Source organism: Sporosarcina trichiuri, from assembly GCF_030406775.1.
GTDB lineage: Bacteria > Bacillota > Bacilli > Bacillales_A > Planococcaceae > Sporosarcina > Sporosarcina trichiuri.
In genome coordinates this window covers 2,402,078-2,423,978 of the sequence record NZ_CP129119.1, presented here as the reverse complement: position 1 = coordinate 2,423,978, position 21,901 = coordinate 2,402,078, and the positions used below count along the sequence as shown (strand labels likewise).

The following is a 21,901-nucleotide window of genomic DNA, read 5'->3' as shown; positions in this document are numbered from 1 at the left end:
TATCTCCTTACCCGAGCTCCTCTTCGTTATCAAGGGGCTCCTTGTCGAGTTGAAACTCGATGACTTTTCCTTCGTTTGCGTTGAGGAAGTGATGTTCGATTTCCCCATCCTTCAATTTTACTTGAACATCCCAGGTCGGTGCAAATACTTGGGTTTCCGTCAGACGCACGAGCGTGGAATAGCCCATCTTGACATCGGTCACTTCGGATTCCTGTTTCAAAAGTCCTCGTGATGCAAGCGAACCGATGATCTCCAGAGGCGACAGGAGGTCTTTTTTATTGAAGTTCGCAAAGTTCTTCAGCATCCGCTGGTCATACGACTTCAGTTCCTCTTTGTCATCCCAGGAGACCGTCAGCATGGCACTCGGGCTGTAGTAGATCGGCCGGCCGTCGAATTGCTGGAAGAAGACCGCTTGCTGTTCGTCTTCATCCATTGACCACAGGACGTATTCACTGCCGTTCAGGATATATTGCGAAAGGAAGGCTTTGAAGTCATCCTTTTTCGCGTCTTCCAGCGGCAGCTTGTCCGTCAGGCTGGATGTCAGGACGTTATCTCCGGAAATGGATGTCTTCTGGCCCTTCAGATCTTTCAGCGACTCCTTCTTGAAATCCACGATATCTGCTGAAACGAAGGAGGCTTCCTTATCGATGAACGGCGGCAGCTTGTACTTGATCTTTTCCTGTTTCAGAATTTCCTCCATCGACGTCTTCCCCATCACTTCCACGTTCTGAATGTCCGCATTGCGGTTCAGATAAAGAGAATAGAGGAAGACGTTAAGGATTGAAAAGACAATGATGAAGATGGTTTTGGTTTTACTCCAGTCCAAGAAGGCCGCCTCCCTTCCGCGCCTGCTCGTCCTTGAAGACTTCCCAATTCCCTTTGATGTAGTAGAACCAGTATGGCTCAAGCCTCATGACGCCTGTTTCCGTATCATGGAACATGAGATAACCCGGTTTGATTTCTTCAAGGCCGGTGGCATCAAGTTCATCGGATTCCTGCAGAACCTTCGCCACTTCTGTAGCAGCGGGCAGTGTCTTCTTATAAGTCTTAATAGGCGAATTCAATGTGTAGTACGGCCGGATATATTGATGGATCCGGTTATCCCCGAGGATTTCTGTGATCTCCGTTTCATTCGGGATATCGCTGAACACCGGCAGGCCGCCGTCATACAGCTGGAACTGGATATAGCGGGATACCGGGTTCATATAGGAATAGCGGTAGTCGTCGGTCCAGCCATTGTGGTCATTGACAAATTCGATGGATGTACTCATCAGTTCCGACGGGATGGCCAGCTCCTGACTGTCCGGCGGGTAGACGAACCGCAGCACTTTGGTCTTCGTATTGACGTTCATGAACGCATGGTCATCCCCATATTCCTCGGTATTCGTATCGATGAGATTACGCCTAACTGCATTCGGGTCGTTGAAGAGTGCGTCCTTGAACAGGGACGGGTTTATCTCCTCCACAATGTAGGTCGCGTGGTCCAGTTCCAGCGGTTCGTCCGCCACCGTCAGGGTTCTCGTCTCATCCACCGGCACTTCCTTGTAGCGGCCGAGCTGTTTTCCTTTTTTGATGATGGACTTCTGGAATTGCTGGGTATCCTCCATCTTCACTTTCGCCTTGTAGTGAGTTTTGCTCACCGTACTGACAAAGTGGATTTCCGGGAGGCTGTCTTCAGGGTTCCAATTGACGATAAGCCGGTTGAACAGTACTTCCGGTACGTTCTTGTCCTCGATTTCCAGGACGTCCTTATAGACGCCGATCGGCACTTCCCCCGGATAATAGAGTACGTACTGGTTGCTGCGTTTCAGAAGGGCATCCAGTTCAGCTGGCGTCATCTGCTGGTCGACAGCGGTCATCCCGAACATCTTCCACCTCATCATTTCAGACAGGACCGGCTCGATATCCTGAGGATCCGTCGTACCGAGCAGGTCGTCTTCCCCTAGCTTGAACACCCATTTGTACGGAAGCACGATATCTGACACCGGCCGTTTATCCGTTACATTTGTAACGGACCCCTCGACCGCCTGGTTCGAATCGATTGTTTTGAATTTCGGCGCATACGACCAGATCGAGAATGTGAAGGTGATGCTGAGTATGACGAGCAGCAGCAGCACTACGGACTTGATCGCTTCGATATGTCTCATACATCCCACTCCCCATCATCATGCTGTTCGTATGGCAGGGTGAAGAAAATTGTCGTGCCTTCCCCTTCCACACTGTGCGCCCAGATCTTGCCGCCGTGGGCATTGATCATCTCTTTTGCGATGGCAAGGCCGAGGCCGGTACCGCCCATCGCCCGGGAGCGCGCTTTGTCTGCACGGTAGAACCGGTCGAAGATGCGGTTGACGTTCGATGGCGGAATGCCCATCCCTTCGTCCGAGATGCTGATCCGGATCTCGCCTTCGAGAACCGCCACATGGAAGCGGACGATGCCGCCGTCCGGCGAATACTTCAAGGCGTTCGAGATGATATTGTCGATGACCTGCGTCAGTTTGTCCGTATCGATCTCGACGAACAGGTCGTCCGGCGGAATGATGCGCCGGAAGCTGACATTCTCGGACTTCGAGAATTCAAATCGATCGATGATCGAGGTGAAGAACGTATTGAAGTCGACCCATTCGGTATTCAGCTCGTATTCGTTGCTGTCCATCCGGGAGAGCTTGAGCAGATCGTTGACGAGGCGGATCATCCGCTCCGTTTCCGTCTGAGTGACATTCAGGAAAGCCGGCGCGATATCTTCATTTTTCCAGGCACCGTCCGCCAATGCTTCCAGATAACTCCGCATCGTCGTCAATGGTGTCCGCAACTCATGCGAGACGTTCGAGACGAACTCGCGGCGCTCCATGTCGATCTTCTCCTGTTCCGTATTGTCGTGCAGCACGATGATCAGTCCGTTAACGAACCCCGTTTCGCGCTGGGTGACAGAGAACGTAGCACGCAGGATGGAAGGTTCCGTCTCCGTGCTGAAATCGAGCGGTATGGACTCCCGCATTTCGATCAGATCTTCGAAGGAGTACTCCTTCTCGATGCCGAGCAGGTTCGTGATCGGCCGGTTCAAGACGAGATCACTCGTCATCCCGAGCATGCCGAGTGCCGAATCGTTGATGAGGCTGACACGTCCTTTGCGGTCCGTCGAGATGACGCCGTCCGTCATGTTTTCAAGGACCGAGGCGAGCTTCCGCCGCTCGGCTTCTGTCGTCGACTGTGACTCGAGCAGCTGGTTCGTCAGATGGTTGAACGCAATGGCGAGCTGCCCCATCTCATCGTTCCCGTATACCTTTACTTTACGGGAGAAGTTCCCTTTCGCCATCGCCTGCGCCTGACGTCTCATATCGGAGATCGGCCGTGTGAACGTCTGGGCGATGAAGATGCCGATGATAATCGTGATGGTGAGGGAGACGGCGGCGCCGCCCGCAAGGATCCGGTTGATTTGATCGATCTGGGTGAACACGTTCTCGATATTTGACTCGACATAGAGGGCGCCGATCACTTCCATGCCGTCCATGATCGGGAATGCCTGGATCATGACCCGTTTCTCCGTACTCTTATCAAATCGCGTGACCGGCTGGGATGGAGTTTCCGAGATGATCGTCCGTTTGACAGTATCATCGGTCGACTTACGCCCGACGAGCGATTTTTGATGGTCGTATACGGAAGAAGCCAGTATCCTGTACTTCGAATCGACGACAAGGACTTCGTTGATATCATTCGAACTGAAGCCTGTCAGGACGGTCCGCAGGCTTGACTCCTGGGATGGATCATCTGCTGTCCGTTCCTTCAGCATCTCTTCCCTCACGCTGAACTCCACCAGGTTGATGCGGTCCTGAATGGAGTTTGTGAAATTCTCCTTTAATGTTGACTCCAGACCGCTTGAGAAGTACAGGCCGATGATCTGCAGCGCCAGCAGGATGAGCATGACGTAGATCAGGATGAACTTCACATGGATGGAGTTGAAGAATCCTGTTTTCCGCATGGATCAGTCCTGTTCCGGATCGCGCAGATAATACCCGACACCCCGGCGCGTCACGATCCAGGTCGGATGGCTCGGTGTGTCTTCGATCTTCTCGCGAAGTCTGCGGATGGTCACGTCGACTGTCCGGACATCGCCGAAATAGTCGTAGCCCCAGACGGTCTGCAGCAAGTGCTCCCGTGTCATCACCTGGCCGATGTGGTTTGCCAGGTAATGCAGCAGTTCGAACTCCCGGTGGGTCAGTTCGATCGTCTCCCCGCGTTTTTGTGCGAGGTAGGCATCCGGCTGGATGACAAGGCTGCCGACGGTGATATCGTTCGTTTCCTCTTCCGCTTCATCGGCTGCGGTCTTCTGATGGCGCCGCAAGTTCGCTTTGACCCGGGCAATCAGTTCCCGTGTCCCGAACGGCTTGGTCACGTAATCATCGGCCCCGAGCTCAAGGCCGAGCACTTTGTCGATCTCGGAATCTTTCGCTGTCAGCATGATGATCGGGAAGTCGTACTTCTTCCGGACTTCCCGGCAGACTTCCATGCCGTCCTGTTTCGGCAGCATGATATCAAGCAGCATGATGTCCGGCTGCACCTCTTCCACCTTCTCCAGCGCTTCGTCTCCGTCGTATGCTGTATAGACGGTGAACCCTTCTTTCTTCAGGTTGAATTCCAATATATCCGCAATCGGCTTCTCGTCATCGACGACGAGGATCGTTTTGTTTTGCATCTGTCCTACCCTTTCCGGCCGAGTCGGCACATTTACTTGGTATCCTTTTACTCTACCATTCTTCGGGTGTTTTCGCACGTTCCAATCATTTCATGATAAGGGGCTGAATGCAGTCAGGAAAGGGGTTCAGCGAACATGCCCCGGTTATTTCCCGGGGAATATTTCCCGATTGCTGTCGAAATTTCCCGCTCAAAAAAGCACTTCTCCAGCCGCCGGCAGGCAGTCGGAGAAGTGCTGTTCAAGTTTGTTTACGGACGCCAGACGCTTTTGATGACGTTCGTCTGTGTGCGGTCCGGACCGACGGAGAACATGGAGATCGTGACGTCCGTCAGCTGGGAGATGCGTTCGAGATAGTGGCGCGCGTTGTCCGGCAGTTCATCCAATGACTTGCACTGGGTGATGTCTTCCGACCAGCCCGGCATCTCTTCGTAGATCGGCGTGCATTTCGCAAGCATGTTGAGGTTCGCAGGGTACTCCGTAATGGTTTCCCCTTCGTACTCGTACGCTGTGCAGATTTTTACGGTATCGAGTCCGGTCAGGACGTCGATCGAGTTCACGGACAGGTCTGTCAGTCCGCTGACACGGCGTGCATGACGGACGACGACAGTATCGAACCAGCCGATACGGCGCGGACGGCCAGTCGTTGTGCCGAACTCCTTGCCGACCGTACGGATCTGGTCACCGATTTCATCGAACAACTCCGTCGGAAATGGGCCGTCACCAACGCGGGAAGTGTACGCTTTACACACACCGACGACGTGATCGATCTTCGTCGGGCCGACGCCGGATCCGATCGTCACACCGCCCGCGACCGGGTTGGAAGACGTGACGAATGGGTATGTCCCCTGGTCAATGTCGAGCATGACGCCTTGCGCGCCTTCGAACAAGACACGGCGTGCCTGGTCAAGTGCATCGTTCAGCACTTTCGATGTATCCGTTACATACTTCGCGAGTTCCTGGCCGTAGCCATAGTACTCCTCCAAGATATCTTCGAGCTTGAAGCCTTCCGTATCGTACATCTTTTCGAACAGGCGGTTCTTGTCCTGCAGGTTCATGCGCAATTTCGCTTCGAACACTTCGTAATCGAGCAGGTCCGCCATGCGGATGCCGACACGGGCCGCTTTGTCCATGTAGGCAGGTCCAATCCCTTTACCTGTCGTGCCGATCTTGTTCTCCCCGCGGCTCTCTTCCTCCACGAGGTCCTGCTTCAGGTGATACGGCAGGATGACGTGAGCACGATTCGAAATACGCAGGTTGTCCGTATTGACACCACGGTCCTGCAGGCCTTTCAATTCACTGACGAGCGCTTTCGGATCAACGACCATACCGTTTCCGATTACGGATGTCTTCTCTTTATAAAAAATGCCGGATGGCACGAGGTGAAGTTTGTACGTATCTCCGCCGAAGATGATCGTATGGCCGGCGTTGTTTCCGCCCTGATACCGTGCGATGACTTCTGCGTTCTCCGAAAGGAAATCGGTGATCTTCCCTTTCCCTTCATCTCCCCACTGTGTTCCGACAACTACTACTGATGGCATTCTAAAGCACCTCCGCTGGATGCGTCTGCATCCTCATTCAAACAGCTTTCATTGTACCAACTCCGCCATGCCGCGTCAAGAAAAAACACGAACGTTAGAGAACTGCTAATCTCTCACATTCGTGTTTAGGCACCGAACGAATCATGCTGCGACCAGTCGATGTTGAGGAACTTGTTATATTCTTTCGCAAAGGCGAGCGTGACGGTGCCGGTCGGGCCGTTCCGCTGCTTCGCGATGATGATTTCAATCATATTCTGATTCTCGGTCTCTTTGTCGTAGTAGTCTTCCCGATACAGGAATGAGACGATATCGGCATCCTGCTCGATACTCCCCGATTCCCGAAGGTCGGACATCATCGGACGCTTGTCCTGCCGCTGTTCCACTCCCCGGGACAGCTGCGACAGGGCGATGACCGGAACCTTCAGCTCACGGGCGAGCGCCTTCAGTGAGCGGGAAATCTCCGATACTTCCTGCTGGCGGTTCTCGCCGGAGCGGCCGCTGCCCATGATGAGCTGCAAGTAGTCGATCATGATCATGCCGAGCCCGTGCTCCTGCTGGAGACGGCGGCATTTCGAGCGGATTTCGTTGATACGGATGCCGGGTGAGTCGTCGATGAAGATCCCGGCGTTCGACAGGCTCCCCATCGCCATCGTGAGCTTACGCCAGTCCTCGGCTTCAAGGTTCCCGGTCCGCAGTACGGACGCGTCTATATTGCCTTCTGCACAGAGCATCCGCATGACGAGCTGCTCGGCGCCCATCTCAAGGCTGAAGATCGCAACGTTCTCATCCGTCTTCGTCGCGACGTTCTGCGCGACGTTCAGGGCGAACGCCGTCTTCCCGACAGACGGACGGGCGGCGACGATGATCAGGTCGTTGCGCTGGAACCCGGCTGTGATCTGGTCGAGGTCGCGGAATCCGGTCGGCACCCCGGTGATATCGCCTTTCCTCGTATGGAGGATTTCGATATTGTCGTACGTCTCCACAAGGACGTCCTTGATGTGCCGGAAGTCACCGGCGTTTTTCCGGTTGGCGACTTCCATCATCTTCTTCTCGGCTTCCGACAGCAGTTCCTCGACTTCGTCTTCCCGCGTATAGCCGTCTTCCACGATTGTGGTGGCCACCCGGATAAGGCGGCGCAGGAGCGCTTTCTCTTCGACGATCCGGGCATAGTATTCGATATTGGCGGCAGTCGGCACGGAGTTCGCAATTTCGGTCAAATACGAAATCCCGCCGACGTCCTCCAGCTCTTTCTTGGCAGACAGCTCTTCTGTGACAGTCACCACATCGATCGCCTGTCCCTTGTCACTAAGAGCGAGCATCGTCGCAAAGATCTTCTGATGCGACGTCCGGTAGAAATCGTCCTCCATCAGCACCTCGGCCGCGGTGATCAGTGCCTGCGGCTCGAGGAAGATGGCGCCGATGACGGACTGCTCGGCTTCGTTATTGTGAGGCGGGGTGCGATCTATCATTTGATCCATCAGCCTGTCTCCTTATCATTCTTCTGTAACGTGGACTTTCAGCACCGCGCTGACGTCATGGTGAAGCTTCACCGGCACGTTCGTGTAGCCGAGCGCCCGGATGGCATCAGGCAGCTCCATCTTGCGTTTGTCGATCTTGATGCCGTGCTGCTTCTCCAGGGCGGCTGCAATCTGCTTGGATGTCACCGAGCCGAACAGGCGGCCGTCCTCGCCGGATTTCGCTTTCAGCTCGACAGTGAGCCCTTCCACTGTCTCTTTCAACTGTTTCGCTTCCTGCAGTTCCTGCTCTGCGTCTTTGGCCTGGCGGTTCTTCTGGCCTTCCAGCCTGCTCAGCTCAGCAGGCGTCGCCTCGACAGCCATATTGTTCTTCAGTAAGAAGTTCTGTGCATATCCGACGGAGACTTCCTTGACGTCCCCTTTTTTCCCTTTACCTTTAACATCCTTCAAAAAAATCACTTTCATGATCAGTCTCCCCTTTCTTGGTCATTCAGGATCACTTGCTTCAGTTGGGCCTCGGCCTCCTCGACCGTTCCGACGGACAGCTGGGCTGCCGCATTGGTCAGATGGCCGCCGCCGCCCAGCTCTTCCATCACCCGCTGGACGTTCAGCTCCCCGAGCGAACGGGCGCTGATACCGATCTTGCCGTCTGCCCGCGGTGCAATGACGAAGGAGGCCGATACCCCCTGCATCGTCAGCAGGATGTCCGCCGTCTGGGCGATGAGAACCGAGTTGTACGGTTCCCCGTTCTGCCCTTTCGCGACAGCGACACCGCCATCCATGATGTCCACCGTCTCAATCAGACGGGAGCGCTCGATGTACGTTTCAATATTCTCCTTCAGCAGACGCTGCACGAGGACCGTGTCCGCCCCGTTCGTCCTAAGATAGGACGCCGCTTCGAATGTCCGCGAACCGGTACGCAGCGTAAAACTTTTCGTATCGACGACAATGCCCGCAAGCATCGCGGTCGACTCGAGCATCGTCAGCTTCTCATTCTTCGGCTGGTATTCGATCAGCTCCGTCACGAGTTCCGCTGTGGACGACGCATACGGCTCCATATAGACGAGCATCGTATTCTGGACGAATTCCTCGCCCCGCCGGTGATGGTCGATGACGACGAGCTTCTCGGCTTTGTCGATGACCCGTTCGTCGATCACCATGCTCGGTTTGTGCGTGTCCACGATGACGACGAGCGAACGGCCTGTCATCTTCGCGAGCGCTTCGTCCGGGTGGATGAAGTGCTCATACAGCTCCGGATCCTGTTCGATTTCCTGGATCAGCCGGTTGACACTGGCATCCAATTCGTCGAAATTCACGACGACGTATCCCTCCACATTGTTCATGCGTGCCATTTTCCGGACGCCGATGGCTGCCCCGATTGCATCCATGTCAGGCATCTTATGACCCATGACGAAGATCTGGTCGCTGCCCTGGATCAGGTCACGCAGCGCATGGGAGATGACCCGCGCGCGCACACGCGTCCGTTTCTCGACGGGATTGGTCTTTCCTCCGAAGAATTTCAGCTTGCCGTCCGACCGTTTGATGGCCACCTGGTCACCGCCGCGTCCGAGGACGAGGTCGAGACTGGACTGTGCGAGTTCGCCGAGTTCGATCAGCGATTCGGAGCCGGCACCGACACCGATACTTAATGTCAGGCCGTTGCTCTGTTTGGCTGTCTTCTCCCGGACATCGTCGAGGATGGCGAACTTTGTCTTTTCCAGCTCACTGAGCATGGATTCGTTGAAGACCGCGAGGAACCGGTCGGAGGCCACCCGTTTGACGAAGATGCCGTTGTCTGCGCCCCAAGTGTTGATAAGCGATGTGACCAGCGAGTTGAGCTGACTTCTGGTCTGGTCGTCCATCGTCTGGGCCAGCTCGTCATAATTGTCGACGAGCAGGATGCCGATGACGGTGCGGTCTGCATAATATAACGACTCGATTGCACGTTTCTTCGTTACATCAAAGAGATAGATGAGCCGGTCTTCCGCTTTATAGACAAGGCGGAAGGACCGCTCGCCCACTTTCAGGAACAGGTCCTCGGGCACATCATCTTTGAGGAGCGGACGGAACTGCTCAGACAGTTCGAACAGCTCTTCGCCGATCAGCGATTCTTCCTCGAAAATCTGAGCGGCGAACGGATTCGCCCATTCGATGAATTGCTTTTCGTTCAGCAGAATGATGCCGATCGGGAGTTCCAGCAATGCTTCTTCCCCGACCTTCTTCATCCGATAGGACATCGTTTCGATATGCTTTTCCGTGTCCACGTATGTCTGTTCTTCAAGTTTCCAGGAAGCGCCGATCAGCGCAAAAAACAGGACGGTATAGGTAAGCCCGACCCAGAAATTGAACAGGAACAGGAAGACGGCCGCAAGTACGCCGAGGAGTGAGATGGCGGCCAGCGGATAACGGATTCTCCGTTTTCTAAAAAAAGATGTCATGTCTCATCCTCCTAGTTCACCTTGTCATTTCCGATCCAAGCGCGGATGTTGATGGCCGTGTCAAGAGTTCCGAGTAGAATGGTCATCGGGTTCAGCATCAGTGCAAAAATCGTGGCGATGACCGTGACCGCACGAGGCGTCTTCCGCTCATGGAGGAAGTAGTAGATCAGCGACAGTCCCTGCAGCAGGAAGGCAAACCGCAGGATCAAAATGGCGTTCATGTAGATCAGGTATCCCGTGGACGTCGTGTCTTTCCCTAAAAAGAAGGACAGCAGCACGACAGCTGCGTACACGACAATCGTCGCGAATGGCAGTTTCATCTCGCGGAATGGCGGGAACTTCTGTACGTCCGCTCCGACGCGGCCTGCCGTATAGAAGTTTGCAGCCACGAACAGATAACCGCCGAAAAGGGATGACAGCATCACCATCGCCGGTATAGTCGAACGGTAGTACTGGAATGTGTCGTCAATGGTCTTCTGTGCGTCTTCCGGAAGGGTGCCCATGTCCGACATGAAGTCGGTCATTCTCTGCTGCGCCTGCTGGAACATATCCATCATGGCATCAATCGCATTGAATTGGAAAAAGAGGACCCCGCCCACATATGTAGCAACAATGGACAGCAGCAGAGCTGTCCCTGCAGCCATCACTGTATAGAATTTCGATTTTCCCGCCCGGACAGCTTCCCCCATGACAAACCCGATCACGACCAGTGTCAGGGCTGCCGGAATGGAAAGAAATCCGCCTAACAGCGCTGAAATCAGAACAGCGGCAACGGCCACCAAAAGTGAAGCACTTCTGTCGTAACGAAGGCGGTAGAGCATGATAGGCAGCGGTATGAAGAAAAGAGTCACGCTGCCAAGCAGCGGTATGAAAAGACTGACCGCAAACAGTACTGCAAACAGGGCGATCATCATGGCCCCGTATGTCAGTTTCCGTGCATTGTCCTGCATAATCTGGATTCCTCCGGTTCGTCATACATCTCTTTAAAAAAATACATCCTGCCCGTATCGCAAGCCGGATGTTCCCCTTTGATTGTATCACGATTGGGGACTAGAAACCAAAGCCTGACAGCCGGCCCGTGCCAGGTCTGAATAGAAAAACCGTCTTGCTCTCCCGGAGTACGGGACAGCAGGACGGTTTTATAGGTCGGGTCTTATTTGTCTTCTGCTACGAACGGTAGCAAAGCCATGATCCGTGCGCGTTTGATAGCGGAAGTCAGTTTACGCTGATACTTCGCGCTAGTGCCTGTGACGCGGCGCGGCAAGATCTTTCCACGCTCAGAAATGAATTTCTTGAGCAGGTCCGCATCTTTGTAGTCGATGTGTGTAATATTGTTAGACGTGAAATAACATACCTTACGACGTCTTTTTCCTCCACGACGTGGTGCCATAATCGTTTCTCCTCCTTCGTAACCGGATGGTCGGAACCGCTTCGATCAGAATGGCAGGTCGTCGTCCGATACTTCGATCGGACCGCCGCCAGATGAAAACGGATCATCATCGGTGCGTGTATAGTTCTGCTGGTTCGGTTGATAAGATGGCTGATTCTGCTGCTGATTCTGATTATACGGACGGTCATACTGCTGGTTTCCGTACGATGGAGCCCCGCCTTGTGAGCCGGAACGATCCGGATTCGCATTTTTCGGTTCCAGGAACTGCACGCTGTCTGCCACCACTTCCGTCATGAACACACGCTTGCCGTCCTGTCCTTCGAAGTTGCTTGTCTGAATGCGTCCGTCGACACCCGCCAGGCTTCCTTTGCGCAGGAAGTTCGCCGTGTTCTCCGCCTGTTTCCGCCAAGCTACACAGTTGATGAAATCCGCTTCCCGGTCTCCCTGCTGGTTCGAGAACGGACGGTTCACGGCCAGTGTGAAGCGGGTCACCGCGATTCCACTCTGTGTATATTTGAGTTCAGGATCTTTTGTCAATCGGCCGACCAATACGACACGGTTAATCATCAGAATTCAACCTCCCTCATCGTTGTGTACGCTCTATTCTAAATTATGCGTCGAGGCGAACAGCCATATGACGAAGGATGTCTTCGTTGATGTTCGCAAGACGTGTGAATTCGTCGATTGCTTCTGCGCCTGCGTTGAGTGTCACCAGCTGGTAGAACCCTTCACGCAAGTCGTCGATTTCGTATGCAAGACGGCGCTTGCCCCACTCTTTCGACTCGATGATCTCCGCACCGTTAGAAGTTAGGATACCGTCGAAACGTTCGATCAATGCTTTTTTCGCTTCGTCTTCTACGCTTGGGCGAATGATGTACATGATTTCATACTTTCTCATCTGTAGTCACCTCCTTATGGACTTGGGCCCTGCTGCTTGGCAGCGGGCAAGGAGTAAGTAAATTTGTTTACTCACATCAATATATATTACCATAGATATGATTGGAAGACAAGCGTTGGTGAGGGTTAATTTGAATGAAGAGGGTAACGGTGTTGCACGGCTGTCTTACATGGAACACGTGATTTCCGTTTCGGGGGCGGGCGTTAAGCCTCCTCAGTCGCTTTGCTCCTTGCGGGTTCTTAACTGGCCCGCTAATCCCCGGGCCGCCAGGACGGCGGTCATGCAGCCGTTGCCGCAGGACGCGGCGTTCCTAGGCTGCCAGGAGTCGGCGCCCTTCACTGCAATCACTGGAGAATCCTTTCAATAGGAAGTTGACTTCGGTGAACATGCGATTCCCATCCCGGTGGTGGAATAGAGATAGAACAATCCAGCAGGAGGCGTATATATGAGAGTTTCAGAGGAGCCGGTGAAGGTGATTGATCTGGATCTGCAGAAGGTGGCGCGTCAGGGGCTTTGGCTGACGGTTGTGGTGACGGCGGGATTGTTGTTGGCGGATGCGGTGATCCGTCTGCTGCTGCGGCAGGAGTATATGTTTTCGGTCACTGTCTGGAAAGTGCTCGGTGTGGTCTGCGGGTATTTTGTGCTGATTGTCGTCCATGAGCTGTTCCATTTGGTCGGGTTCCGGCTGTTTGCGCATGTGCCGTGGCGCAAGATGATCGTCGGGGTCAATCTGAAGCTAGGTATTGCATATGCGACGACGGACGAATGGATGACGAACAAGGCGATCCGCAAGGCGCTGCTGCTCCCCTTCTGGACGACAGGTGTCATCCCGGCACTGGCGGGGCTGTGTCTGTCGGACGGGGCGCTGCTGACGCTCGGTGGTCTGCTGATCGGCGGTGCGGCCGGGGATTTCGCTATGTACCAGGAACTGCGACACTGTCCGGACGAGTGGCTGGTCAAGGATGACCCCGAACGGCCGCGGCTGTATCTGCATGAACGGGTGGAGTGAAGAGACAGACAGAAAGGCCGCACGGATCGATGTCCGTGTGGCCTTTCTGTCTGTCTTATACGTTGAAACGGAAGAGCATGACGTCGCCGTCCTGGACAACATAGTCTTTTCCTTCTAGACGGACTTTGCCCGCCTCTTTTGCAGCCGCCATGGAACCGGCCGCCATGAGGTCTTCGTACGCGACCGTTTCCGCTCGGATGAAGCCCCGTTCGAAGTCGGTATGGATGACGCCGGCACACTGTGGAGCTTTCATCCCTTTCCGGAATGTCCATGCCCGCACTTCCTGCACACCCGCCGTGAAGTAAGTCGCAAGGCCGAGCAGGCGGTAGGCGGCGCGGATCAGCTGATCGAGTCCTGATTCCTGAATCCCGAGTTCGTCGAGGAACATCTGCTTTTCGTCTTCATCGAGTTCCGCCATTTCTTCTTCGATCTTCGCACAGACGACGATCACTTCCGCGTTGTCCTTCCGGGCGAAGTCCTTCACCGACTGGACATACTCATTGTTCTCCGCGTCTGCAATTTCATCTTCGGAAACGTTTGCGACATACAGCATCGGCTTGATGGTCAGCAGATGCATCCCTTTGACGACCGCTTGCTCTTCCGGTGTCAAGTCGACGGAACGTGCGGAGTCCCCTGCTTCGAACGCTTCTTTCAGTTTCAGCAGCACCGGCTCCTCCATCATCGCTTCCTTGTCCTTCTGCTTCGCCATCTTGGTCACCCGCTGAAGACGCTTGTCGACGCTTTCCATGTCAGCGAGGATCAGTTCCAGGTTGATGACCTCGATGTCAGACACCGGATCCACCTTCCCGCTGACGTGTGTAATGTTTTCATCCGCGAAACACCGGACGACCTGGCAGATGGCGTCCGTCTCCCGGATGTGCGAGAGGAACTTGTTGCCGAGCCCTTCCCCTTTGCTCGCCCCTTCGACGATTCCCGCGATATCAGTGAATTCGAACGCCGTCGGTACGGTCTTTTTCGGCACGACGAGCTCCGTCAGTTTCTGGAGCCGCTCGTCCGGCACTTCGACGATCCCGACGTTCGGGTCGATCGTACAGAACGGATAGTTCGCCGCCTCCGCCCCCGCTTTTGTAATTGCATTGAACAATGTCGACTTCCCGACGTTCGGAAGACCGACGATACCAGCTGTCAAAGCCATATTATTCCCAACCTTTCTTGGTCCGTAAATTATCATGTTTTCTTTTTTTGATTGTCGTTGAGGTACTTGATTTCATCTTACAGCCAGCATGCCGCTTCATCAGGCAGCTCTTCCATTATAAGGAGCACACACAGTTCTGTCCATTCAGTCCTGCTGTGCTGCGTGCTCCGTGACCCGCTTCATCTTCTTCGCGAATTCGTTCCGCGGGATCATGATGCTGTGACCGCACCCCTGGCACTTGATACGGATGTCCGCACCCATGCGGATGATCTTCCAGGAGTTGGTCCCGCACGGGTGCTGTTTCTTCATCTCCACTACATCATGCAGTCCGAACTGTTTCCCTTCCATACCGCATCCTCCTCTTCCAACCTCGTAATAGGCACGTGTATAAACGTGCATTTCTTTGAGTATACTTCAGGACACCATCCATTCCCACTACTATTCCTGGACAGGAGCCTGATTATGCGAAACTTCGATCATGCCGAACTGAACATCCGTATCCACTACAAAGAAACCGGAGCCGTCTGGAAGCTGAGCACATTGTTTCTCGACAACATCCCCTTCACAACAAAAGAAGTACTGTTCCTCTGTATCGGAACCGACCGATCGACCGGTGATGCGCTCGGCCCGCTGATCGGTTCCCTGCTGACGGAGAACAAGCTGTTCCCGTATCAGGTGATCGGCACGCTGGAGAACCCGCTGCACGCCCTGAACCTCGAGGAGACGATCGCCCTCATCCAGCGGCATCATCCGGATGCTTTCCTTGTCGCCATCGATGCGTGTCTCGGGAAAAGTGACTCCGTCGGCCAGCTGCTCATCCAGGACGGCCCTCTCCATCCCGGCAAGGCGGTCGGGAAAGAACTCCCTGCCGTCGGTAATCTTGCCATCAAAGGCGTCGTCAATATCGGCGGGTTCATGGAGCATTCCGTTCTCCAGAGCACCCGGCTGCACCTGTCCTACGAAATGGGACGAACTGTTTCACGCGCTCTGCAGCTCGCCTCGGGGCGGTCAAAGACCAAGCAGACGCATGACCGTCACGATGACCGCCACCACGCCGATCGCAGGGATGAAATTCGCTACACGGATCTTCGTCAGGCCGATTAAGTTCAGACCGATGGCAAAGATCATCAGACCGCCTGTCGCTGTCATCTCGGAGATGAAAAGCTGAAGCAGATCATCGGGCACAACCCGGCTGATCTGCGTGGAGAACAGCGTGATAATCCCCTGATATAAGAACACCGGCACCGCCGCGAACAGGACGCCGATGCCAAGCGTCGAACTGAGGATGATCGCCGTGAAGCCATCGATGATCCCTTTCATCATCAGGACGGAATGATCATTGCGGAGACCGCTGTCAATGGCGCCGATGATCGACATCGAACCGATGACGAAAATCATCGTCGCTGTCACAAACCCCTGTGAAATGCCTGGTCCATCTTTCTGGACAGGCATTTTGGATTCCAGCCATTTCCCGGCCTGTTCCATCATGTGATCAACATTTACCCACTCGCCGATCACCGAGCCGAGAACAATACTGATGATCACAATGAGCAGCTGTGTGCTCTCGAATGTCATCTGGATCCCGATTGCCATGACCGCTAATGCAATCCCATACATGACGGTCTGTTTCATGCGGTCCGGTATGTTTTTAAAGATCCTGCCGATCAAGGATCCTGCAATAATAAGCGCTACGTTTACAAGCGTTCCATATAACACCACGACGTCCACATCCTGATCTGTAAAAAATAAAACCTATCCCGCCGCTGCGGAATAGGTACACGGTCAATCATTCAGCATATCCATGATCCGTTCAAAGTCTTCTTCAGAGAAAAATTCGATTTCAATCTTCCCTCTGTTCTTTGTTTTCTTGATGGATACATTCGTGCCGAAATGCTCTCTCAGTGTTGTTTCCTGCTCAATCAAAAAGACATCTTTCTTATCGTTCTTCTTCGTTGTTTCACGTGAAACATTATCGTTCAGCTTCTGGACGAGCGCCTCGAGCTGACGGACATTCAAGCCTTCTTTCATCGTCTTTTCAGCGATAATACCAATCTGTTCTTTCTTTCGCAGGCCAAGCAGCGTCCTGCCATGCCCCATTGACAACTTGCCGTCCGTAATCTCTTTCCGGACCTTTTCCGGCAATGCGAGCAGACGGATATGATTGGCGATATGCGGGCGGCTCTTCCCAAGCCGGAATGCGAGTTGTTCCTGTGTCAGACTGAGGCTGTCCATCAGGTTCTGATAGGCTTCCGCTTCCTCGATGGGAGACAGGTCTTCCCGCTGAAGGTTTTCCAAGATCGCCAGTTCCATCGATTCGGCGTCCGTCAGCTGGCGGACGACCGCAGGAATCTCTTTCAGACCGGCAAGTTTCGCAGCCCGGAACCGGCGCTCCCCTACGACGATTTCGTTTGCCGATCCGACTTTGCGGACGATGATCGGCTGCAGAACCCCGTGCTCTTTTATGGACGCACTTAATTCCTCGATCGCTGATTCATCGAACCGTTTCCTCGGCTGATATGGATTGACTGTGATGCTTTTCAGATTGATCTGCTCAACTGTTTCCGCTTGTGCAAGTGACTCTCCTGGAAATAATGCGTTGATGCCTTTGCCAAGACCTTTAGCCATTATGAACCACTTCCTTTGCCAGCTCTAAGTAAACTTCCGCACCCCGTGATCGTGCATCATAGATGATGATCGGCTCCCCGTGACTCGGTGCTTCGCTCAACCGTACGTTCCGCGGGATGATCGTTTTATAGACCTTGTCCTGGAAATACTTCTTCACTTCGTCGATCACCTGGATCCCCAAGTTGGTACGCGCGTCGAACATCGTCAGCAGTACCCCGTCGATCACGAGCTGTTCGTTCAAGTGCTTCTGAACAAGCCGGATCGTGCTCAGCAGCTGGCTCAGTCCTTCGAGCGCATAGTATTCGCATTGCACCGGGATAATGATCGAGTCGGAAGCAGTGAGTGCATTGATCGTCAGCAGTCCGAGCGATGGCGGACAGTCGATGATGATATAATCATAGTCCTCTTTCACTTCCTGGATGGCATGTTTCATACGCACTTCCCTGGAAATGGTGGACACCAGTTCAATTTCCGCACCTGCGAGCGAGATGGTAGCGGGCACGCAGTCCAGCTGCGGCACTTTTGTCGGCAGAATGACATTCTTCATTGGGACATCGTCAATGAGGATATCGTAGATGCAATTCTGTACATCCCCTTTGTTGATGCCAGCGCCGCTCGTTGCGTTTCCCTGCGGATCGGTATCGATCAGCAGTACTTTCTTTCCGATATGTGCAAGACAGGCGCTGAGGTTCACGGAGGTTGTTGTCTTTCCGACGCCGCCTTTTTGGTTGGCTATTGCGATGATTCTACCCAAACGAGCACCTGCTTTCTTTCCAGCATTCAAACTGCATGATGACCTGCTGACCCTTGTTCTATCTTTCAGTTTACCAAAACCGCACGGGAATTGGTACGGATAACAGCGCAAAAACTCTTGCATTGACGATTGCAAGAGTCATTGACGTGAGAAACTCATTTCGATTTCGGGATTTTCACGGTGAATGTATAGAAGTCTTCCGAGTCCTCTTCTTCCGTCGTAAGATCGATCCCACTTTTCGTCACCATGGTCAGTGACTGGCGGATTGTATTGACAGCAATCCGGACATCCTTGCTCACGGATTTGCGCTTTGGTGCCTGCTTCTTCTCTTCTTTCGGCTTCAGCACTTCCTGAATGCGGGCTTCCAACTGTTTGACGTTCAGCCCTTTTTCAAGCGTTTCCTGAAATACCTGCCGCTGCAGATCGGGATCCTTCAAAGCAATCAATGCCCTCGCATGGCGCTCCGACAATTCTTTCGAGAGAATGGCCTGCTTGATCTCCTCCGGAAGTTTGAGCAGCCGCATTTTATTGGCAATGGTCGACTGTCCTTTTCCAAGGCGCTGTGCCAGTGCTTCCTGTGTAAGCGAATGCAGTTCGAGCAGCTGCTCATACGCATAGGCCTCTTCGATTGCAGTCAGCTCTTCCCGCTGCAAGTTCTCGATCAGCGCGATGGAAGCCGTTTCTTTGTCGTCCAGATTGCGGACGATGGCCGGGACTTCTGTCCAGCCGAGTTTTTTCATCGCCCGGTAGCGGCGCTCTCCGGCAATGATTTCATAACTGTCCTCTTCTGTCTGTCGGATGACGATCGGCTGGATGATACCATGTGTATGGATAGTGCGCGCAAGCTCTTCTATTTTTTCTTCAGAGAATATTGTGCGGGGCTGAAAGCGGTTCGGTGAAATGAGGTCGATGCGGATCTGTTCCACCGATTCATTCACCAAAGGCTGTTCAGCTTCTTCGATTGGAGGGAGCCCTTTTTCACTATTCCCAAAAAAACGTGAAAAAGTATTTTTCATTCCAGACACCACCTTCTAAAGACTATCCTCTGTTGTACTTCCACTCAGTGGCTGCAGAGAGGATGAATACCACCCGCCATCCGCTCGTCTGCTGAACTGAATGGCAACAGTCCTGTCATGTCCTGACTGACCGTACATACGTAACAAAGCGTCTTGATAACCGCTGATTCTATAAAACGATGCAGTAATGTTCCACGTGAAACAGTTGGATTATCGGATAGGCGTCTTATTCGGCGTGCCTGGTTTCCGTGGATATTTAGCAGGTGTTTTCTTATTCTTTGAAAAAATGAATACCGTACGTTCACTCGCTTCAAGAGGAAGCGAGAATGTATATTCATCTTCTAACACAACGCCGAGAGTTTCAAGTGCTTTTTTTGCATCTGTAAGTTCGTCTTCGGCGGCTGCACCTTTCATGGCGATGAACTGCCCCCCTACTTTCAGAGCGGGAACACATAGTTCTGCCAATACACTCAGCCGCGCCACTGCCCGGGCAGTCACGATGTCGAACCGCTCCCGGTATGCGGGATTCTGACCGAACTCCTCTGCCCGTGCATGGACAAACTGCACATCTTTCAGCTGCAGCTGGTCTGCCAGTTCATGCAGGAATGTGATCCGTTTGTTGAGCGAATCAACAATGGTCACATGTAGGTCCGGGAAGCAGATCTTCAGCGGAATGCTTGGAAATCCCGCCCCGGCACCGACATCACACAGTGCGGCTTCCTTATCGAAATCCGCAAAGAAAGCGGCGGATACCGAATCATAGAAGTGTTTTAAATAGACGGATGGCGCATCCGTGATGGCTGTTAAGTTCATCTTTTCATTCCACTCGACCAGCAGCTCGAAATACTTCCGGAACTGTGCAGCCTGATGGTCGGACAGGGAAATGCCTTTTTCGTTGAGAGCTGCAATGAATTGTTCTTCGTTCACTGGAATCCACCTTTCAAAAAAAAGCTAATACGGACTGGATATCCGTATTAGCTGACAGTCAGCCGGATATTTTCGCGATTTTCCCCTGCTCAATATAGACGAGAAGGATGGAGATATCGGCAGGATTGACTCCCGAGATCCGGGAAGCCTGCGCAATGGACAACGGACGCACTTCACTCAGATTGGCCCGAGCCTCTTTGGCGATTCCAGAGATGGCGTGGTAATCAATGCCGTCCGGGATCCGTTTGTTCTCCATCTTTTTCATCCGGTTCACTTGCTGCATCGCTTTTTCGATGTAGCCTTCGTACTTGATGGAGATTTCCACCTGTTCCGCGACGTCAGGCGTGCACGGAACGTCAGGCGGAACGACTTTGCTGATCTCCGAGTACTTCATCTCCGGACGTTTCAGCAGGTCAGCGGCTTTCATCGGCTCGCGGAGCGGCGTGCCTCCTGCTGCTTCGATGATGGCCTGTACGTCTTCTTCCGGTTTTATGGAAATTGCACGCAGCCGTTCGATCTCTTCCTCGATCTGCTGTTTCTTCACGATGAACTTGGCGTACCGTTCATCGGTGATCAGGCCGAGGGAATGGCCGATGTCCGTCAGCCGCAGGTCGGCATTGTCATGACGGAGCAGCAGACGGTATTCCGCACGTGATGTCAGGAGACGATACGGTTCGCTTGTCCCTTTCGTCACGAGGTCATCGATCAGTACACCAATGTAGGCGTCTGCACGGCCAAGTACGGTTTCGTCTTTACCGAGGACGTTACAAGCTGCGTTGATGCCTGCCATGATACCCTGCGCTGCGGCTTCTTCGTATCCTGACGTCCCATTGATCTGTCCGGCTGTATATAAGTTCTTGATTTTTTTCGTTTCAAGTGTCGGCCACAGCTGGGTCGGTACGATCGCGTCATACTCGATCGCATAGCCGGCCCGCAGCATTTCGGCTTTCTCGAGTCCCGGGACACTCTCGATCATCTTGCGCTGGACGTGTTCCGGCAGACTCGTCGACAGCCCCTGGACGTACATTTCCCGTGTATTGCGGCCTTCCGGCTCGAGGAAAATCTGGTGACGGGACTTATCCGCGAAGCGGACGATCTTATCCTCGATCGATGGACAGTAGCTCGGCCCCTTCCCTTTGATGACACCTGAATACATCGGTGACAGGTGAAGGTTGTCATTGATGAGCTGATGGGTGAGCGGTGTCGTGTAGGTCAGCCAGCAAGGCAGCTGGTCGGTGATGAATTCCGTCGTTTCAAAACTGAATGCGCGCGGTTCATCATCCCCCGGCTGGATTTCGGTCTTGCTGTAGTCGATCGACTTGCTGTTGACCCGCGGCGGCGTCCCCGTCTTGAAACGGACCGTATCGAACCCAAGATCCCGCAGGCTGTCCGCCAGGCCGATGGACGGCATCTGGTTATTCGGCCCGCTCGAGTATTTCAAGTCTCCGATGATGACTTCCCCGCGGAGGAATGTACCTGTCGTCACGATGACGGTCTTTGCCCGGTAGACGGCGCCGATCTGCGTGACGACCCCTTTGACTTCCCCGTCTTCGACGATCAGTTCTTCGACAACGCCCTGATGAAGCGACAGGTTCTCCTGGTCTTCGAGCGTCCGTTTCATCTCCTGCTGGTAAAGGACCTTATCGGCCTGCGCGCGGAGTGCCCGCACGGCCGGTCCCTTCCCTGTATTCAGCATCCTCATCTGGATGTGTGTTTTGTCGATCACTTTCCCCATGACGCCGCCAAGTGCATCGATCTCTCGGACGACGATCCCTTTTGCAGGACCTCCGAGTGACGGATTGCATGGCATGAAAGCGATCATATCAAGATTCATGGTGAGCACAAGTGTTTTTGCACCCATTTGTGCAGCCGCATGGGCTGCTTCTGCGCCAGCATGGCCGGCACCGATTACTATGCAATCGAACGTGCCTGCTTCAAATTGTGGCATGCTCGTTCATCCTTCCTATATATGAACAGCAGACGGC

At 53.7% G+C, this 21,901-nt stretch carries 22 protein-coding genes; 2 read left to right on the top strand and 20 right to left on the bottom strand.

Translation table 11 applies throughout. The features are described 5' to 3' along the window. Positions 1-7 precede the first annotated feature (7 nt). The 12 genes from QWT68_RS12230 to rpsF all read right to left on the bottom strand — a co-directional run bounded on the left by QWT68_RS12230 (position 8) and on the right by rpsF (position 12,429). A complete protein-coding gene (locus QWT68_RS12230) occupies positions 8-826 on the bottom strand; it encodes a two-component system regulatory protein YycI (RefSeq protein WP_040285315.1) in 819 nt (272 codons plus the stop codon). After that, positions 813-2,147, bottom strand: a complete 1,335-nt coding sequence (locus QWT68_RS12225; RefSeq protein WP_290148536.1) for a YycH family regulatory protein — start codon at positions 2,145-2,147, stop codon at positions 813-815. Before QWT68_RS12225 ends, QWT68_RS12230 begins: the two co-directional genes overlap by 14 nt. Then, a complete protein-coding gene (walK, locus tag QWT68_RS12220; protein WP_040285313.1) occupies positions 2,144-3,976 on the bottom strand; it encodes a cell wall metabolism sensor histidine kinase WalK in 1,833 nt (610 codons plus the stop codon). The genes QWT68_RS12225 and walK overlap by 4 nt, the downstream gene beginning before the upstream one ends. 3 nt (positions 3,977-3,979) lie before the next feature. Further along, positions 3,980-4,690 (bottom strand): response regulator YycF, encoded by a 711-nt coding sequence (yycF, locus tag QWT68_RS12215; RefSeq protein WP_040285312.1) that lies wholly within the window; start codon positions 4,688-4,690, stop codon positions 3,980-3,982. Positions 4,691-4,938: 248 nt separating this feature from the next. Next, positions 4,939-6,228 (bottom strand): adenylosuccinate synthase, encoded by a 1,290-nt coding sequence (locus QWT68_RS12210; RefSeq protein WP_040285311.1) that lies wholly within the window; start codon positions 6,226-6,228, stop codon positions 4,939-4,941. Positions 6,229-6,353: 125 nt separating this feature from the next. Further along, on the bottom strand, positions 6,354-7,706 hold the full coding sequence (gene dnaB, locus QWT68_RS12205; RefSeq protein ID WP_040285310.1) for a replicative DNA helicase: 1,353 nt from the start codon (positions 7,704-7,706) through the stop codon (positions 6,354-6,356). Positions 7,707-7,721: 15 nt separating this feature from the next. After that, positions 7,722-8,168: a 50S ribosomal protein L9 gene (rplI, locus tag QWT68_RS12200; RefSeq protein ID WP_040285309.1), complete on the bottom strand. Its 447-nt coding sequence runs from the start codon at positions 8,166-8,168 to the stop codon at positions 7,722-7,724. Between the two features lie 2 nt (positions 8,169-8,170). After that, a complete protein-coding gene (locus tag QWT68_RS12195) occupies positions 8,171-10,141 on the bottom strand; it encodes a DHH family phosphoesterase (RefSeq protein WP_040285308.1) in 1,971 nt (656 codons plus the stop codon). Between the two features lie 11 nt (positions 10,142-10,152). Then, positions 10,153-11,091 (bottom strand): YybS family protein, encoded by a 939-nt coding sequence (locus QWT68_RS12190; RefSeq protein ID WP_040285307.1) that lies wholly within the window; start codon positions 11,089-11,091, stop codon positions 10,153-10,155. Positions 11,092-11,294: 203 nt separating this feature from the next. Then, a complete protein-coding gene (gene rpsR, locus QWT68_RS12185; protein WP_251639997.1) occupies positions 11,295-11,534 on the bottom strand; it encodes a 30S ribosomal protein S18 in 240 nt (79 codons plus the stop codon). Between the two features lie 42 nt (positions 11,535-11,576). Beyond that, positions 11,577-12,098: a single-stranded DNA-binding protein gene (gene ssb, locus QWT68_RS12180; RefSeq protein ID WP_040285305.1), complete on the bottom strand. Its 522-nt coding sequence runs from the start codon at positions 12,096-12,098 to the stop codon at positions 11,577-11,579. A 43-nt stretch (positions 12,099-12,141) separates the two neighbouring features. Then, a complete protein-coding gene (gene rpsF / locus QWT68_RS12175; protein ID WP_040285304.1) occupies positions 12,142-12,429 on the bottom strand; it encodes a 30S ribosomal protein S6 in 288 nt (95 codons plus the stop codon). A gap of 445 nt (positions 12,430-12,874) precedes the next feature. On the opposite strand from rpsF, the gene QWT68_RS12170 reads away from it, so the two are divergent. After that, complete coding sequence (locus QWT68_RS12170; RefSeq protein ID WP_290148535.1) at positions 12,875-13,438, top strand: DUF3267 domain-containing protein; 564 nt, start codon at positions 12,875-12,877, stop codon at positions 13,436-13,438. A 55-nt stretch (positions 13,439-13,493) separates the two neighbouring features. Here the strand turns inward: QWT68_RS12170 and ychF are convergent, their stop codons facing one another. After that, positions 13,494-14,594: a redox-regulated ATPase YchF gene (gene ychF / locus QWT68_RS12165; protein ID WP_040285301.1), complete on the bottom strand. Its 1,101-nt coding sequence runs from the start codon at positions 14,592-14,594 to the stop codon at positions 13,494-13,496. A gap of 144 nt (positions 14,595-14,738) precedes the next feature. Beyond that, the gene (locus tag QWT68_RS12160; protein WP_040285300.1) at positions 14,739-14,942 is read right to left on the bottom strand and encodes a DUF951 domain-containing protein; all 204 of its coding nucleotides are present in this window, start codon (positions 14,940-14,942) and stop codon (positions 14,739-14,741) included. Between the two features lie 114 nt (positions 14,943-15,056). Between QWT68_RS12160 and yyaC the strand changes: the two genes are divergently transcribed. Then, positions 15,057-15,698, top strand: coding sequence for a spore protease YyaC (gene yyaC / locus QWT68_RS12155; protein ID WP_290148534.1), 642 nt, complete (start codon positions 15,057-15,059; stop codon positions 15,696-15,698). Here yyaC and QWT68_RS12150 read toward each other — a convergent pair. From QWT68_RS12150 to mnmG, 6 genes are all read right to left on the bottom strand, one after another. After that, positions 15,603-16,313 carry a DUF554 domain-containing protein gene (locus tag QWT68_RS12150; protein WP_290148533.1) on the bottom strand — a complete coding sequence of 237 codons (711 nt, stop codon included), beginning with the start codon at positions 16,311-16,313 and terminating at the stop codon, positions 15,603-15,605. The two genes, yyaC and QWT68_RS12150, sit on opposite strands and share 96 nt — an antisense overlap. 63 nt (positions 16,314-16,376) lie before the next feature. Beyond that, complete coding sequence (locus tag QWT68_RS12145) at positions 16,377-17,219, bottom strand: ParB/RepB/Spo0J family partition protein (protein ID WP_040285297.1); 843 nt, start codon at positions 17,217-17,219, stop codon at positions 16,377-16,379. Then, on the bottom strand, positions 17,212-17,973 hold the full coding sequence (locus QWT68_RS12140; protein ID WP_040285296.1) for a ParA family protein: 762 nt from the start codon (positions 17,971-17,973) through the stop codon (positions 17,212-17,214). The genes QWT68_RS12145 and QWT68_RS12140 overlap by 8 nt, the downstream gene beginning before the upstream one ends. A gap of 155 nt (positions 17,974-18,128) precedes the next feature. After that, the gene (noc, locus tag QWT68_RS12135; RefSeq protein ID WP_040285295.1) at positions 18,129-18,989 is read right to left on the bottom strand and encodes a nucleoid occlusion protein; all 861 of its coding nucleotides are present in this window, start codon (positions 18,987-18,989) and stop codon (positions 18,129-18,131) included. 210 nt (positions 18,990-19,199) lie between these two features. Further along, positions 19,200-19,916, bottom strand: coding sequence for a 16S rRNA (guanine(527)-N(7))-methyltransferase RsmG (gene rsmG / locus QWT68_RS12130; RefSeq protein ID WP_040285294.1), 717 nt, complete (start codon positions 19,914-19,916; stop codon positions 19,200-19,202). Positions 19,917-19,974: 58 nt separating this feature from the next. Further along, positions 19,975-21,864 (bottom strand): tRNA uridine-5-carboxymethylaminomethyl(34) synthesis enzyme MnmG, encoded by a 1,890-nt coding sequence (mnmG, locus tag QWT68_RS12125; protein ID WP_040285293.1) that lies wholly within the window; start codon positions 21,862-21,864, stop codon positions 19,975-19,977. Positions 21,865-21,901 lie beyond the last annotated feature (37 nt).

Bases quoted from the DNA above. Each gene is read 5' to 3' on its own strand.
- QWT68_RS12225 (WP_290148536.1), bottom strand. From the start codon at position 2,147: ATGAGACATATCGAAGCGATCAAGTCCGTAGTGCTGCTGCTGCTCGTC.
- QWT68_RS12195 (WP_040285308.1), bottom strand. From the start codon at position 10,141: ATGACATCTTTTTTTAGAAAACGGAGAATCCGTTATCCGCTGGCCGCC.
- QWT68_RS12145 (WP_040285297.1), bottom strand. From the start codon at position 17,219: ATGGCTAAAGGTCTTGGCAAAGGCATCAACGCATTATTTCCAGGAGAG.
- walK (WP_040285313.1), bottom strand. From the start codon at position 3,976: ATGCGGAAAACAGGATTCTTCAACTCCATCCATGTGAAGTTCATCCTG.
- QWT68_RS12190 (WP_040285307.1), bottom strand. From the start codon at position 11,091: ATGCAGGACAATGCACGGAAACTGACATACGGGGCCATGATGATCGCC.
- ychF (WP_040285301.1), bottom strand. From the start codon at position 14,594: ATGGCTTTGACAGCTGGTATCGTCGGTCTTCCGAACGTCGGGAAGTCG.
- rplI (WP_040285309.1), bottom strand. From the start codon at position 8,168: ATGAAAGTGATTTTTTTGAAGGATGTTAAAGGTAAAGGGAAAAAAGGG.
- ssb (WP_040285305.1), bottom strand. From the start codon at position 12,098: ATGATTAACCGTGTCGTATTGGTCGGCCGATTGACAAAAGATCCTGAA.
- noc (WP_040285295.1), bottom strand. From the start codon at position 18,989: ATGAAAAATACTTTTTCACGTTTTTTTGGGAATAGTGAAAAAGGGCTC.
- QWT68_RS12160 (WP_040285300.1), bottom strand. From the start codon at position 14,942: ATGGAAGGGAAACAGTTCGGACTGCATGATGTAGTGGAGATGAAGAAA.
- yyaC (WP_290148534.1), top strand. From the start codon at position 15,057: ATGCGAAACTTCGATCATGCCGAACTGAACATCCGTATCCACTACAAA.
- mnmG (WP_040285293.1), bottom strand. From the start codon at position 21,864: ATGCCACAATTTGAAGCAGGCACGTTCGATTGCATAGTAATCGGTGCC.
- rpsF (WP_040285304.1), bottom strand. From the start codon at position 12,429: ATGAGAAAGTATGAAATCATGTACATCATTCGCCCAAGCGTAGAAGAC.
- QWT68_RS12210 (WP_040285311.1), bottom strand. From the start codon at position 6,228: ATGCCATCAGTAGTAGTTGTCGGAACACAGTGGGGAGATGAAGGGAAA.
- yycF (WP_040285312.1), bottom strand. From the start codon at position 4,690: ATGCAAAACAAAACGATCCTCGTCGTCGATGACGAGAAGCCGATTGCG.
- QWT68_RS12170 (WP_290148535.1), top strand. From the start codon at position 12,875: ATGAGAGTTTCAGAGGAGCCGGTGAAGGTGATTGATCTGGATCTGCAG.
- dnaB (WP_040285310.1), bottom strand. From the start codon at position 7,706: ATGGATCAAATGATAGATCGCACCCCGCCTCACAATAACGAAGCCGAG.